This is a genomic window from Methanomicrobium sp., from assembly GCF_055145805.1.
On sequence record NZ_JBSREC010000094.1, the window covers coordinates 1 to 12,714 of the forward strand.

16 protein-coding genes, 1 tRNA gene, 1 other RNA gene and 1 pseudogene are annotated in these 12,714 nt (G+C 42.7%); 7 read left to right on the forward strand and 12 right to left on the reverse strand.

The window, feature by feature from the left end:
• Window positions 1–133: pseudogene (locus ACTB1O_RS08495) on the reverse strand (anaerobic ribonucleoside-triphosphate reductase); the annotation flags it as partial.
• Window positions 134–279: 146 nt separating this feature from the next.
• Between ACTB1O_RS08495 and ACTB1O_RS08500 the strand changes: the two are divergent.
• Complete coding sequence (locus ACTB1O_RS08500; protein WP_462994706.1) at window positions 280–555, forward strand: hypothetical protein; 276 nt, start codon at window positions 280–282, stop codon at window positions 553–555.
• A 26-nt stretch (window positions 556–581) separates the two neighbouring features.
• Here ACTB1O_RS08500 and ACTB1O_RS08505 read toward each other — a convergent pair whose 3' ends face one another.
• The 3 genes from ACTB1O_RS08505 to ACTB1O_RS08515 all read right to left on the reverse strand — a co-directional run bounded on the left by ACTB1O_RS08505 (window position 582) and on the right by ACTB1O_RS08515 (window position 4,097).
• Window positions 582–2,321 carry an FG-GAP repeat protein gene (locus ACTB1O_RS08505; RefSeq protein ID WP_462994707.1) on the reverse strand — a complete coding sequence of 580 codons (1,740 nt, stop codon included), beginning with the start codon at window positions 2,319–2,321 and terminating at the stop codon, window positions 582–584.
• A 197-nt stretch (window positions 2,322–2,518) separates the two neighbouring features.
• Complete coding sequence (gene pyrF / locus ACTB1O_RS08510) at window positions 2,519–3,154, reverse strand: orotidine-5'-phosphate decarboxylase (protein ID WP_462994708.1); 636 nt, start codon at window positions 3,152–3,154, stop codon at window positions 2,519–2,521.
• A gap of 1 nt (window position 3,155) precedes the next feature.
• Window positions 3,156–4,097: a deoxyhypusine synthase gene (locus ACTB1O_RS08515; RefSeq protein ID WP_462994709.1), complete on the reverse strand. Its 942-nt coding sequence runs from the start codon at window positions 4,095–4,097 to the stop codon at window positions 3,156–3,158.
• Window positions 4,098–4,307: 210 nt separating this feature from the next.
• Between ACTB1O_RS08515 and ACTB1O_RS08520 the strand changes: the two genes are divergently transcribed.
• A complete protein-coding gene (locus ACTB1O_RS08520; RefSeq protein ID WP_462994710.1) occupies window positions 4,308–4,859 on the forward strand; it encodes a HEAT repeat domain-containing protein in 552 nt (183 codons plus the stop codon).
• Window positions 4,860–4,890: 31 nt separating this feature from the next.
• On the opposite strand, the gene ACTB1O_RS08525 is transcribed toward ACTB1O_RS08520, so the two are convergent.
• The 3 genes from ACTB1O_RS08525 to ACTB1O_RS08535 all read right to left on the reverse strand — a co-directional run bounded on the left by ACTB1O_RS08525 (window position 4,891) and on the right by ACTB1O_RS08535 (window position 6,626).
• Complete coding sequence (locus ACTB1O_RS08525) at window positions 4,891–5,472, reverse strand: acetate uptake transporter (protein ID WP_462994711.1); 582 nt, start codon at window positions 5,470–5,472, stop codon at window positions 4,891–4,893.
• A gap of 248 nt (window positions 5,473–5,720) precedes the next feature.
• Window positions 5,721–5,792, reverse strand: a tRNA-Ile gene (locus tag ACTB1O_RS08530).
• A gap of 162 nt (window positions 5,793–5,954) precedes the next feature.
• Complete coding sequence (locus tag ACTB1O_RS08535) at window positions 5,955–6,626, reverse strand: hypothetical protein (RefSeq protein ID WP_462994712.1); 672 nt, start codon at window positions 6,624–6,626, stop codon at window positions 5,955–5,957.
• A 60-nt stretch (window positions 6,627–6,686) separates the two neighbouring features.
• Here ACTB1O_RS08535 and ACTB1O_RS08540 point away from each other — a divergent pair, with 60 nt between their 5' ends.
• Window positions 6,687–7,070, forward strand: a complete 384-nt coding sequence (locus ACTB1O_RS08540) for a YigZ family protein (RefSeq protein ID WP_462994713.1) — start codon at window positions 6,687–6,689, stop codon at window positions 7,068–7,070.
• Between the two features lie 33 nt (window positions 7,071–7,103).
• Here ACTB1O_RS08540 and ACTB1O_RS08545 read toward each other — a convergent pair whose 3' ends face one another.
• Both ACTB1O_RS08545 and ACTB1O_RS08550 read right to left on the reverse strand, forming a co-directional pair.
• Window positions 7,104–7,727 (reverse strand): class I SAM-dependent methyltransferase, encoded by a 624-nt coding sequence (locus ACTB1O_RS08545; RefSeq protein ID WP_462994714.1) that lies wholly within the window; start codon window positions 7,725–7,727, stop codon window positions 7,104–7,106.
• Window positions 7,728–7,808: 81 nt separating this feature from the next.
• Window positions 7,809–8,222, reverse strand: a complete 414-nt coding sequence (locus ACTB1O_RS08550; RefSeq protein WP_462994715.1) for a hypothetical protein — start codon at window positions 8,220–8,222, stop codon at window positions 7,809–7,811.
• A 171-nt stretch (window positions 8,223–8,393) separates the two neighbouring features.
• Between ACTB1O_RS08550 and hxlB the strand changes: the two genes are divergently transcribed.
• The 4 genes from hxlB (at window position 8,394) to ACTB1O_RS08570 (ending at window position 11,480) form a co-directional block, all read left to right on the forward strand.
• On the forward strand, window positions 8,394–9,056 hold the full coding sequence (hxlB, locus tag ACTB1O_RS08555; protein ID WP_462994716.1) for a 6-phospho-3-hexuloisomerase: 663 nt from the start codon (window positions 8,394–8,396) through the stop codon (window positions 9,054–9,056).
• A gap of 49 nt (window positions 9,057–9,105) precedes the next feature.
• On the forward strand, window positions 9,106–10,155 hold the full coding sequence (locus ACTB1O_RS08560) for a hypothetical protein (RefSeq protein ID WP_462994717.1): 1,050 nt from the start codon (window positions 9,106–9,108) through the stop codon (window positions 10,153–10,155).
• A gap of 13 nt (window positions 10,156–10,168) precedes the next feature.
• Window positions 10,169–10,482, forward strand: an RNA gene (gene ffs, locus ACTB1O_RS08565) — signal recognition particle sRNA.
• Window positions 10,483–10,496: 14 nt separating this feature from the next.
• Window positions 10,497–11,480 (forward strand): malate dehydrogenase, encoded by a 984-nt coding sequence (locus tag ACTB1O_RS08570; protein ID WP_462994718.1) that lies wholly within the window; start codon window positions 10,497–10,499, stop codon window positions 11,478–11,480.
• A gap of 137 nt (window positions 11,481–11,617) precedes the next feature.
• Here ACTB1O_RS08570 and ACTB1O_RS08575 read toward each other — a convergent pair whose 3' ends face one another.
• From ACTB1O_RS08575 to ACTB1O_RS08585, 3 genes are read right to left on the reverse strand one after another with little or no spacing between them, the layout of a single operon-like run.
• Window positions 11,618–11,878, reverse strand: coding sequence for an elongation factor 1-beta (locus ACTB1O_RS08575; protein ID WP_462994719.1), 261 nt, complete (start codon window positions 11,876–11,878; stop codon window positions 11,618–11,620).
• A 3-nt stretch (window positions 11,879–11,881) separates the two neighbouring features.
• Complete coding sequence (locus tag ACTB1O_RS08580; RefSeq protein ID WP_462994720.1) at window positions 11,882–12,043, reverse strand: zinc finger domain-containing protein; 162 nt, start codon at window positions 12,041–12,043, stop codon at window positions 11,882–11,884.
• Window positions 12,044–12,065: 22 nt separating this feature from the next.
• Window positions 12,066–12,713, reverse strand: coding sequence for an amino acid kinase family protein (locus ACTB1O_RS08585; protein ID WP_462994721.1), 648 nt, complete (start codon window positions 12,711–12,713; stop codon window positions 12,066–12,068).
• Between the last annotated feature and the right edge of the window lies 1 nt (window position 12,714).

Consider the following 12,714-nt stretch of genomic DNA (forward strand, 5'->3'; position numbering starts at 1 on the left):
TGCAGGACGGGCACGGGGTTTCATCTACTACATAATTGCAGGTATGGCATTTGTAGCGTCTTTCTTCAACAGGGATGTCTTCAAGGGATTTGTATTTTTTTGCAAGTTCGAGCTGCTCGGCAGTCCATATCATGCATTAAAATCAGAATGCAGACACATTAAAAGTTTGTGTTGCGCTAAAAATTCGTGAATTAATTATACCACATTTCTGTGGCTGCATCTTTTTTAGGATTTTTGCATGGGATAGTTTTTTTGCTTATATCAGGGAAAATATGCAGAATGGCAAAAAAAACTTCCTATGCGGGTTTTGATGAGGATATGTCGGGAATTGTATTTGACGGGGTTAAGTATGAAATTCCCGCAATGGACATGATCTTCTATTCGGTCTACAAAAAAGGTGTATCATCCCGTGACGTCTTAAAAGATGAACTTATTCTAAAGCTAAAGGAGGCAGGTATCAGTATTCCCGAAGGTCAGGAGGAGGATTTCGGTTATGCCCTTGTAAAAAAATACAAAATGACTATGGACAGGGGCAGTTCCATGGACTTTTATTAGGATATATTCCATGCTGAAATTTTTACTTACTGGCCCGTAATTTTTTTAATAAGTCCCCAGTTTTCCGGTCCTCCCTGTTTATTGTAATATATGTATGCGGCTCCGCTGTCAGTTCCTGTCGCGTCTCCGGCACATGCGCCTGTTATTGCATAATCATTAGATATTGAAACCGAACTTCCAAAACAGTCTCCTTCTGCTGCATTTGTCACCTGTTTTATAAGTCCCCAGTTTTCCGGTCCTCCCTGTTTATTGTAATATATGTATGCTGTTCCGCTGTCTTTTCCTGCTTTGTCACAGGCAGATGCCCCCACAATAGCATAATTATTTGATATTGAAACCGAACTTCCAAAACAGTCTCCTTCTGCTGCATCTGTTACCTGTTTAACAAGCCCCCAGTTTTCCGGTCCTCCCTGTTTATTGTAATATATGTATGCGGCTCCGCTGTCTTTTCCTGCTTTGTCACAGGCAGATGCCCCCACAATAGCATAATTATCTGATATTGAAACCGAACTTCCAAAACAGTCTCCTTCTGCTGCATCTGTTACCTGTTTAACAAGCCCCCAGTTTTCGGCCCCTCCCTGTTTTTTGTAATATATATATGCGGTTCCGCTGTCAGTTCCTGTCACGTCGCTGGCAGATGCTCCTATTATTGCATAATTATCTGATATTGAAACTGAATTGCCAAAACCATCCCCGGCTGCCTCGCCGTATAATTTTTTAATAAGTCCCCAGTTTTCCGGACCTTCCTGCTTATTATAATAGATATATACGACACCGCTGTCTTTTCCCCGGGTATCATTGGCATATGCGCCTATTATTGCATAATTATCTGATATTGAAACTGAATGACCAAATCCGTCCCCTGCTGCTCTGCCGTACAATTTTTTGACAAGTCCCCAGTTTTCCTCCCCTCCCTGTTTTTTATAATAAATATATACGGCACCGCTGTCTTTTCCTCTGGTGTCATCTCCATATGCGCCTACAATTGCATATTCGCCGGATACTGAAACTGAATTGCCAAACAGGTCGCCTTCTGCCCCTCCGTTTAAATTATTTACGACAGTAAAAACCGGATTAATTGTCAAAGGATAAACTGCGTTTTCATCGTCAATTTCCCAGTAAATTGTATTTCCCGAGAGAACAAATGCTGTTTTAAGGTCTCTGCATGTAGAATCCCATGCTTTAAGGCCGTCATACTTAAAAATCATGTTTTTGTCATCTGAGATGTATATTGTCTGCCGGTCAGGCGAAGGATTAAGTTCTCCTGTGACTTCAAATGCAGCGATTAGATCTCCACTTCCTGAGGGTTTTTTGCGGACAGTTATCCCATGTCCTATTCCGTCGTCATTGTTTCTGTACCATTCAGTGAAGCCATCGTGAACAGAGGCAAGATTTGCTCCGTCGATTTTGATCTCTCCCTTCTCCGGCGATATCATGGCACCGGAGCGGCCGACACCTGAAAGTGACATTGAAAATGAACCAACACCTGTTTTTAAAAGGACTGACCCCAAACCGTCTGTTGAGACTGATGTACCCTGTCTTTGGTTTAAGGCAGTCCATCTGCCTGTGATATCATCATATGTAAAAGAATGAAGAGATTCAGAAAGACCTGATTCAGGATTTTGCTCTGGGTTAGCAATATCTGTTGAATTCGGACCGGACGGGGTGTCATTCATATCCGAACTGCTTAAATCTGATATTAATACAATTATTGAACAAATTATGGCCAGTATAACCAGGCCTGTAATTATTATTGATTTATTCATTTTTAACTCCCCTGATGAATGTATTTTGAGGATATGGGCCGCTATGGTAATAGTAATATTGATCCAGCCGGATTAGACCCTGAAATTATTAAAAACCGGAATTTAATATAAAAAAGAATTAAGAATCAGCCTCAGGCGACTCATAGGGTTCATCATGGAAGCGTTTTTAAGGACACTTTTCAGAACGGGTCAACTCATCATCGGCGTACGAAGGCATATTTTTCTGCAGCTTTTGCAGGATTTTCTGCTGTATATATTGACCTGCCGACGATCATTCCGTCGATTAGAGGCGCTATCTCTTCTGCACTTCCTCCCTGTGCACCGACTCCGGGAGAGAGAATTTTTTTGTTTCCGATAATCTCCCTGAGAGCCTTAACACGCTCAGGTCGTGTTGCAGGCGCTATGATTCCGTCTGCACCGCAACTGACTGCCATCTCTGCAAGTCTTTCTGCGATATTGCCTGATAAAAATTCAAGTGCTCCGGGATGACTCATTTCGCAGACGACATAGCATTCTCCGCCGGCATCCTGTGCCGCCTCGACGCATGCGGTAACAGAATCGCTGCCTGTAAAACCCTGTGTTATTATTGCAGAAAATCCGGCTTCAAAGACATGTTCTGCAATAAGACGGTTAGTGTTCGGGATGTCTGCAACCTTAAAATCAGCAATCAGTGGAAGGCCGAAATGGGAAAGTTCGGTAGCAATAGAAAGGCCGGCACCGAGAACAAGCGGGTAGCCTATCTTTATTGCGTCAAGATAAGGTGCTGTCTCTTCCGCAATCTCAATCGCCTCTTCTCTTGTTAAAACATCCAGGGCAAGAATAAGTTCTGTCATTTTACCTGTCAAGCCTCTCTAAAACTGCCGCGACAATCAAAGGCAGGTTTATTGTGGCGTCACCGTAGACTGTCTGTGCAGTTGCCTCACCTGTAAGCTTTCCCCAGGATTTTGCCTCTTCAAGGGTTGCACCCGAGAGTCCGCCGAGGTCAGGTCTGTCACCTGTTAACTGGACTGCGTAGTCAAAGCCGTTTGGCGTCATTAACATGCTCTGGAATATGTAGTTTTTAGGCACTCCTCCGCCGACAAGCATTGCGCCTGTCTTTTTTGCTTTAAAGCAGGTGTCCATTAATTTTGACATGTCAGAAAATGCATCTATTGTAACTCCGCCGGTCTGATTAAAAAGCCAGTACTGAAGGCCGATCATCGAGTCCTGAATTGCCGGACAGTATATTGGAATATCTTTTTTTGCGGCCTCTGCAAGTATTCCTGTGCTCAGGTTTTCACCAATTAAGCGTGTTAAGTCCTGTATTGAATATTTTTTACTTTTGTCAAGCGTTCCGAAAACGTCCTGTAAGAACTCTTCAAATTTTATAAAGGCATCATTCGGGAGAAATACATCGTATATTCTGTTAATTTCCTCTTCACAGAGTTGTACATCATCGCAGATTTCGGTTCCGTGATAATGTTTACATCCAATTGCCTCGATTGTGTCGTGCGTTATGTTTGCACCGGTTGAGACAAGAATATCAATATGTCCGTCTTTTATGAGGTCAGATACAATTCCTCCCATTCCACCGGGCACCATTGCGCCTGCGAGTCCGAAGAATTTGACAGTATCGGAATCACGGAGCATTTTTTCGTATATGTTTACGGCATGCCACAGTGAACCTGCGTTATATGCACGGGATTTACCAAACTCTTCCACCAGTTCGTTTACGGTCATTCCGGGTTTCACCTTCGCCTGTATCACCGGTGTACCGCATATATTTTCATTATTCATGGTTTGAAAACAAGCCTCTCTTTATTGCTTTATAATATTTGTCCTTATAGGCGATAAGTGTTAAAGAAGAAAATTATGCACATCCGAAAAACACCCTTCATTTTTGTGATAACCGGAGTTCTTTTAGTATCCTGATTAGCTCTCTGTTTAAGGCCGGGAGGAGCAAACGCTAATATTATAGGGTTCTGGGTTGTATCTGGTGATTGTCAGATGAACGGCAGAAACCCGGGGCATGCGGAGCGAATCCTTTACGAAAGGGAGAGGCGAAGAGAGGAGAATTTCTGGATTTTTGTAAAACAGCTTGAAGATACAGGTATCCCGTATCGTGTTAAGTCTGCCGAGGCGCTGGGAATTGCAGGAGATCTGAGAGCGGTTCCGCATCTTATTGAGTGCATCAAAAAGGAGGATGATCCCGGTGTTTTGTACGTTGCGGTCTGTTCACTCGGGAAATTAAAAGATAAAAGTGCGGTTGTACCTCTGCTCTCTTTTCTTGCACATGATGATAAGTGGGTAAGACGCGGTGCGGCAAAGGCGCTTGGAATGATAGGTGACCGGGATGCGGTTTTTCACATAATGCCGATGCTTAACGATCCCAGTCCGGAGATCAGGGCAGCAGCTGCGGAAGCTTTGGGAATGATGAGTTACTGGGATGTTGTCGATGATATAATTCCTCTTCTTGACGATGAGGAGACTAAGGTCAGATCTGCTGCAAGGGATGCTGTAAGAAGGCTTGGACGCGGTGATCTTTTTGATAAAACCTGAAAAAAACGAAAAAAGTAAAAAACGGAAAAAATCAGAGGGGGAGTTTTTCAGCTCCGTAGACCTCGTTTATGACCTGTGCAAGGCCGGCATATACTGCTGATAATCCGCAGATTATGCCCTCGTAACCGGCGATTGTCTTTATCATTGCATTTCCTGTAAAGTCTCCTGCTGCCAGAAGGAAGAACAGTATCGCAAGTGATGCAAATACGAACTGAAGCGCCCTGTTCATCTTTAAGGTGGCGATAAACATTACAGCCGTAAACAGTCCCCACATGAAGAGGTAGGCTGTCATCCCGAGATTTCCCGGAGCCGTTCCCAGTCTGAGTGCCGGAATCATGAGAAGTGCCACAAGAGTTAACCAGAAGAATCCGTATGAACAGAAAGCTGTTGTTCCAAACGTGTTATTCTTCTTCCATTCCATTATTCCGGCTATTACCTGGGCAAGACCTCCGTAGAATATGCCCATCGCCATTATCATGCTGCCCAGTCCGAAGTATCCTGCATTGTGCAGGTTTAACAAAACTGTCGTCATCCCGAATGCCAGAAGGCCCAAAGGAGCCGGATTGGCAGTCCCATCCATTAAAAATATGTTGTTTCTGTCTACATCAGGCATTAAAAACCACCTGTTTCTATAATTATAATGATTAATCATTATAATTAACTTTTGGTTGGTTTAATTTTGGATGTATAAAAAATATGGTTTATTCATTCTTTAAATTGCTAAACTGGTGGGTAATAATGAGAATTTAATATTTTATTGCTTATCTGTAAGAAAAAATCTGTCCTATAAAAATCATGAATAAAAATACAGGTACAATTAATTAAAATTTAATTCTACAGAAAATATTGTAAAAACAGAAATGGGCCTGATGCGATTCGAACGCATGACCGCCCGGTTATGAGCCGGGCGCTCCACCACTAAGCTACAGGCCCCTGAGTATAAAGAAAGCGTCAACCGGACTGCCGGAAATCATACAGGACTCAATGGGGGGCATTTGATCCATGTGCGATTTATGACAGTCTGGTTGTGCACATTTATTTCGTTAAATGTGGTTAAATAGATTTTGAGTTGATGGTGCCTGATTCGTTTTATTATCAGGTTTTTTTTGGTTCCTGTTGGTTTTCAAATTCGCTTTCCGGCGGTGTTATATTGTTAATCTCCTTCCATTTCAGATTTCCGGCAAATATCTCTTCAACCCTCCGTTTGGGGAACTTTCTCAGATAAAAGTTTCCGAGTGCCGCAATAATTATCGCGCCGAAGAAGACGAATATAAGATCAAGCATTGTATCGGTGTTTCCGTGCTGCATATCGCCGCCGAGGAATGTGTCAACCAAAAACTCGACAATTTCCCAGAAAGCCCCGAATGCCATTGTCATCATAATTATCATAAAGACAATCATGAGGCGGTTGAAGTTCATTGAGGTGTATCTGTCCATCAGCAGCACAAGAGTAAATCCCAAAAGCGCCATTGTTGAGCCCGAGATCAGGTGGGCAATTTTGTCATATAACGGGTATAGCATCAGATACAGCCCGAAAAATTCTCCGGCCAGATGAAAGCAAAGGGAGAGGACGATTAGAAGCGTAAGTCCCCAGGGAATTGTCATGTTTATTTTTCTTTCAACAATCATGGGAAGAAGAGTTAAAAAGAGAGATATTGCTCCCCATATTGCGAATGTATAGTCATCTCTTAAAAAACTCGATATGATGATAAAAACAATCACTATCTGCAGAAAATATGTGAGCAGAACGCCGATTTTTAATTTCATTTCCAAATTCCCTTATACTTAAAAACCTTCTTTTGTCTGTATTGATATAGTTTTGCAGATATGCAGGAACTGGCCGCAGTAAAGTACGAAGAAAAAAAATCCCGTTTTTATGCCCATCTCTACTTAATCGGATCTCAGGATGATTATTCTGCAATTCTTGACATTCACAAAAAATTATACAAAAAAGCCGGACATCACTGTTCTGCGATGAATTTTATCTCTCCCGACGGGAGTATTTTCTCAGAGTGTAAAAATGACCGGGAGGTTGGACACCCCGGAAGAGCACTTCATTCTCTTCTTGAAAATAAAGGACTTAATAGTCATGTAATTGTTGTGTCACGGATTTATGGCGGAATTAAACTTGGTCCTGCGGGTGTCACAAAGGCCTTTTTAGCCGCGGGAGATGCGGCAGCTAAGTTATATTTCGAAAAAAATGAAAACTAAGACTCTGTTTTACTGACTGAATTTTTGGTTTTCTTAAGGTTTTTTAAATATGGCATTTATCTCTGCCCTTTTATTCTCTTTTCCTTTGATAACCATAGACCATCTGTCTGTTTTTAGAGAGACCAAAAGCATATCAGAAAAAAGTTTTGTTGTCTCTTCTTCTGAAAAAAAATGTGTTATGATGCCGTTTTTTTTAAGGAAAGTATTTTCCTCAGTCTCTTCGCCTTTCCCAAAACGAAGATCTGATCTTTCAAATTCTGAAAAAAATAAAATTCCGCCGGGTCTGAGCACTCTTTTCAGCTCCTCTGCAATCTCTTTCCTTTTCTTTAATTTTGAGTGTCCGGTTACATGGCGGGCGAATACGGCATCAAATGTATGGTCAGAAAAAGGCAGATGTGATGCATCGGATACAAAGATTTCTGCATAAGTGCTTTTTGAGATGTTTTTTCTGCAGAGGCGGGATGCAGTCTTTGAGAAATCAAGGCCGTATATTTTCCAGCCTGTTGTCTCCATTGCATGAATTGTCTTTCCGTTTCCGCATCCTGTTTCAAGAACTTTTGAGCCTGCAGGCAGTTTAGGCAGATCTTTTACACTTCCTGCCCATACATTCCCGCATGCTATGTAATGGTCGTCCCAGAAAGACGGTTTTTCATTCATATTGGTATTTAGTTATACACTTCATGACCTGATTTAATTTATCCGAAAACTAAAATCCGTGTTTTTTATCTGTTTTTATCTTTATACAGTAACCCACGGAGATATTGCCGACTGGTATGATGATGTATTTGCGGCGGTTATTGGAGATAATGATTCTATCTCTGCTACTGATGAGTAAGAACAGCGGCCCGAGAGAATGTTTCTGATAGCCGCTGTTGATATTGTATATCTTTTTCCGTTGTCAAGCATCAGATTGATGGCCTTTTTTGAGCGTGAAAGTGATGTCTTTCCTGCTGCTGCATCAAGATGTCTTCCCCAGTTTTGTCTGATGTGCCAGACATCTCCTTTTTCGCCGGTATAAAGAGTTCTTCTAAGATCCATCACTAATACTGCATATATTTTTCCTGCAATGCATATCTCCATTATCTGGTGAAGAGAACCCTGTGTATCCTTTGCCGGATAACCTGCCTTCTGAATGTAACCTGCCCTTATCATTCCTGCCGCATCCTTTTTTTCTGATTCAGAGATTAACGCCTGTATATATACCAGATCGCCGTGCGTGGAGTGAAAGTAAAAAAATAAAAAAAGTGGAATAATTTTTGCAGGAAATTCTGCTCTGAAGCTTTAGACAGGCGTCATTAGGTTGAAATGCGGGATTTTTTTCGAATGGCTATAATTCAAGTACTACCTGCAATAAATCATTTCTGCATGAGCGGGTGCGAAGATCCGGATGTCATGGAAAACATGCGGCTGATGACAGAAGAGGTATCTTCTCTTATTGATCAGATGTCTGAAGAGAAGATAGATGAATTTCTCTCGGAAATTATAAAGGAGAGGAGAATCTATGTTGCAGGTGCGGGACGTTCAGGTCTTATAGGAAGGGCATTTGCAATGCGTCTGATGCATATCGGCCTTGAGAGTTATGTTGTAGGGGAGATTGTAACGCCTGCAATGCGAAAAGATGATCTGGTAGTCGTATTTTCAGGCTCGGGAGAGACCAACTCTGTTGTTGATATTGCCGAGACCGCAAAGTCGCTTGGCGGATTTTTGTGCCTTATAACCTCACGTGAAAAATCAAGAATTGCAGATTTGGCAGACTGTGTAGTTCTTCTGCCTTCAAATCCTCCTCAGGATACCGAATGGCCGAACACATTTGAGGTGAGGCAGATAACGGGCGGCTATAAATCCCTCTCCCTTCCGCTTGCACCTATAGGAACACTTTTTGAGACATCCGCAATGATATTTTCAGACGCTGTTATAGCAGCGGTTATGGAGATAAAGCACTGTGGGATTGAGGATGTAATCCAGAGGCTCTCAAACATACAATAAAAACAAAAACAGGTGTGTTAAAATTACTGTTGTTCTGTCTTCTCCGGATTTGCCGATAAAATGCCCTGTGTGCAAAAATGACTGCATAAAGGATGCAGAAGAGGTAATATCCTCATTAAATTCAATTTTTTCAAAATGTCCTCATTGCAGGGAGACAGTTTTAAACAGGCAGAAACCCCCTGAATCTAAAATCGGGAAGCCGTGTCCTGTCTGCGGCAGACGCTCTCTGGACAATGTAATCGCACACTGTTATCTGATAATGGCAGAGGAGGAGGAAATTCCTCTGGGCCTTCCTCTTGCAAAGACAGGAACGCCTCTTTTAAACCCGGGTTTTGCAATTAAAACCCTTCCATATCTCCCGGAAAACAGCCTTGTTCTTCTGACTCCCTATGCTTCGCCTAAATCAGCAGAGAGAATTGTAAGAGAAGTGCCTGAAGTAAAGGGTGTTGTAAAGGACAACGGGGTGGTTCCGGGGATATCTTTTGCAGATGACCGGACTGGAAGCACACAGGTATCTGCGACAAACACCCTTCTTGCCGGATGCGATGTCAGGTGTGATGTGTTTTACGCCGGAAATGTCTCTTTTGTTACCTATAAAAACCAGTCCGGGATGCATATTGAGTTTCCACGCGGCTTTGACCCGAAGATAAGATCGGTTGAAATCAATGTCAGGAGGCATATACCTGAAACATTTGTTGATGCATGCTCGGGTTCAGGTACTCTCGGGATATCTGCGGGACTCTTTGGTGTGAATACGGTCATATTCAATGACATATGGTACCCTGCCGCGTACTGGACGGCGGTTAGTCTTCACTCAAACAGAAAAGCGCTTGAGATCTTAAAATCAGAATTTCTTTTTGGATATGAGGAGTTAAAAGAAGCATCAGTAACGGAAAAATCCTTAAAAACCGCACATTTTGAAGGGAAATACTGCTCTTTTGATGTGTATCTCGGAGATTATATGAATCTCCCCTCATTTATCGGAGGTGAGGGAACACTTGCGGCGATTGACGCTTTTGAAAAGAAGAACAAAGTGCTCAATGATGCCAGAATTTCGGACTGGAAGATAAAAGTTGGCGGTGATGCTTTTATCCCTTGAGTCTCCATTAATTATGGGAACTAGTCCGGGTGGTTAGGCGTCACCTGTTACCTGAAACCGCCGTTATGCGGGGGACGAAGTTTGGAGAGCGGCTTTGGCGATCTTTTCAAAGTGCATATTTCCCGACTGCGAAGCCTTGTCCTGAGAGATCAGCGTAGAGGGATCAGGATTCCGGAGGGAATTGCGACCTTTTATTGCGGAGACCGGTCCAGGCCCGGAAGGGAGCAGACTTACCGTAAACGTCTGGTGCCCTCGGGGTTGCAGGGTGGAGAAGGGGAAATGTACAGAGATCTGACACGCGATTCCCACCTCCTTACGTGTTCCTTATTTTTGGTGGGGTTATGGCAAAAGTAACCATTATTGGTGCTACCGGCAAAGTAGGTCAGTTTGCCGCATATTCGATATCGCGTATTCCTTTTGTAACAAAAATTGTTCTTTTTGGAAGGGAAGGCAATGAGGATGTACTTGAGGGTACAAAGTGGGATTTTATTGACTCTTTTGCAGCATTAGGCAGGAGCTTAAAGCTTAAATGGAGCATTGATCCATTGGATATCAGTGATTCGGATATTGTTATAATAACTGCGGGAATTCCGCGTCAAAATGGTCAGGACAGGCTGCTTCTCGCAAAAAAGAATTCAAAAGTTATTGCAGATTATGCAAAGGTTATTGCAAAATATGCTCCTGATTCCATCATACTTGTTGTTTCAAACCCTGTTGATATTTTAACAGCGGTTGCCCTGAAATATTCCGGTTTTCCACAGAACCGTGTATTCGGTCTCGGGACTCACCTTGACTCGATGAGGCTCAAGTCTTTTGTTGCAAATCATTTTCAGGTTCATGTAAGCGAGGTGCACACCCGTATTATCGGTGAACACGGCGATTCCATGGTGCCTTTGTGGTCGGCGACAACCATAGGGGGCATTCAGGTTCAAAATCTTCCGGCATTTTCAAGTCTCCCGAAAAAGGAGATGGTTCACTGGGTAAAAACAGCCGGCTCTCATATAATCGAGAAGAGCGGAGCTACAATATATGGCCCCGGTGCTGCAATTGCAACTCTTGTAAGGACTATTTTAGGAAATGAAAACAGGATACTCTCAGTCTCTGCATATGTCAAAAGCGAGGTTCATGACATCGGTGATGTATGTATAGGTGTTCCTGCAAGGCTCAATAAACACGGGGCATTTCCTGTTCCGATTCGCATAGATGAGAATGAGATCAATCAGTTTCAGGAATCTGTCGAAAAAATACGTGATGCAACCGCCGAGGTGATGGAAGAACTTGAGAAGAGTGAGAATTCTGACCTGAGCGGAGATACTCCGGAATAATAAAATTTAAGAAAACTTCGTCTTTTTCACTGTTTTTTATGAGACAGTGCATGAAACATACGTTTCATGAACGTCTTAGATAATTTAAATAATATTTGGAATGTTTTGATATTCCAATAAAAGTCCTGAATTAAATTTCAGGTAAGTGTCAGGGATACGATCTCTGCACTCTGGACGCCGTCAAAGGCAGCAAGAATTGCTTCAGCCTCATCAGCTGCGCCTGCTTCCCCGTCGGGGATGACAATTGCAACTTTAAGTGATGAAAGTCCGAATCCGATAGGCTCTATCTGCATATCCTTTGTTCCAGGATATTTTTCTTTGATCTGTGTCTTTAATGTCTCAAGGTCAACATCAGGTGACTCAGGCATTACTTTGACAATAATTACTACGTCGCCCATCTCTTATGGCCCCTGGAATCCGCATGACTGGCATTCGTACGGGATACTTTGGTGTCTGCACCTGTGGCATCTGTAGATTGTCTCGCGGCATTTAGGACACTCGAATTTTGTCCAGCCTGGCTCTGAAAGAGGAGCGCTGCATGAGGTACATTTTTCTGCTTCCATATTTTTCTCTCCTAAAATTATCTTATAAATTCGGCGTGTTTGCACTTAAAAACTTCCTATGGATACGTGTGCCGAAAAAACATTTTCCTGAGAGGTAATTCTTTATTACGTCCGGTTTTCTGGCATTTAATACCCATGTGTTGATATTTTTTTCAAGAACATAAGGTATTAGATGTGAGTCGACCTCTTCAAATTCAGAATCTGCGCAGACCTCTTCCAAAATTTTGTTTTCGGATTTTAAGCCGTCAACTGATTTCAGTAAAATGAGATCGGCAGATAGTAAGTCTGCCACCCATGCAGCTATGGTATCAGAGGTAACATCCCACGAATGAGGCAGGGGATCTCTCTCTCTTAATATTTTATAGGGAAGGAGGACAGAGACTCCTTTTGGTATATTTTTAATTTCAGGACTGCCTGTTGTTCTCACTCCGAGTGAGGATATGTAATGTCCGTACTGCTCCATTCCCAGAATTGCCATCCAGTGTGCCGTATCCGGGTCGGGATCGATATCTCTCACTGAGTCGGCAAAAATCCCCCCTCCCGGAACGATGAGTATATTCCTGCCAGAATCCTTTAATATCCGGATTATCTCCGGAAGAACGTCCATTAAGCTCCCGCCTGCCTTTACAACGAGAAGCCTGTCATTTCGGTCTTCTAAAACATTATTCAAT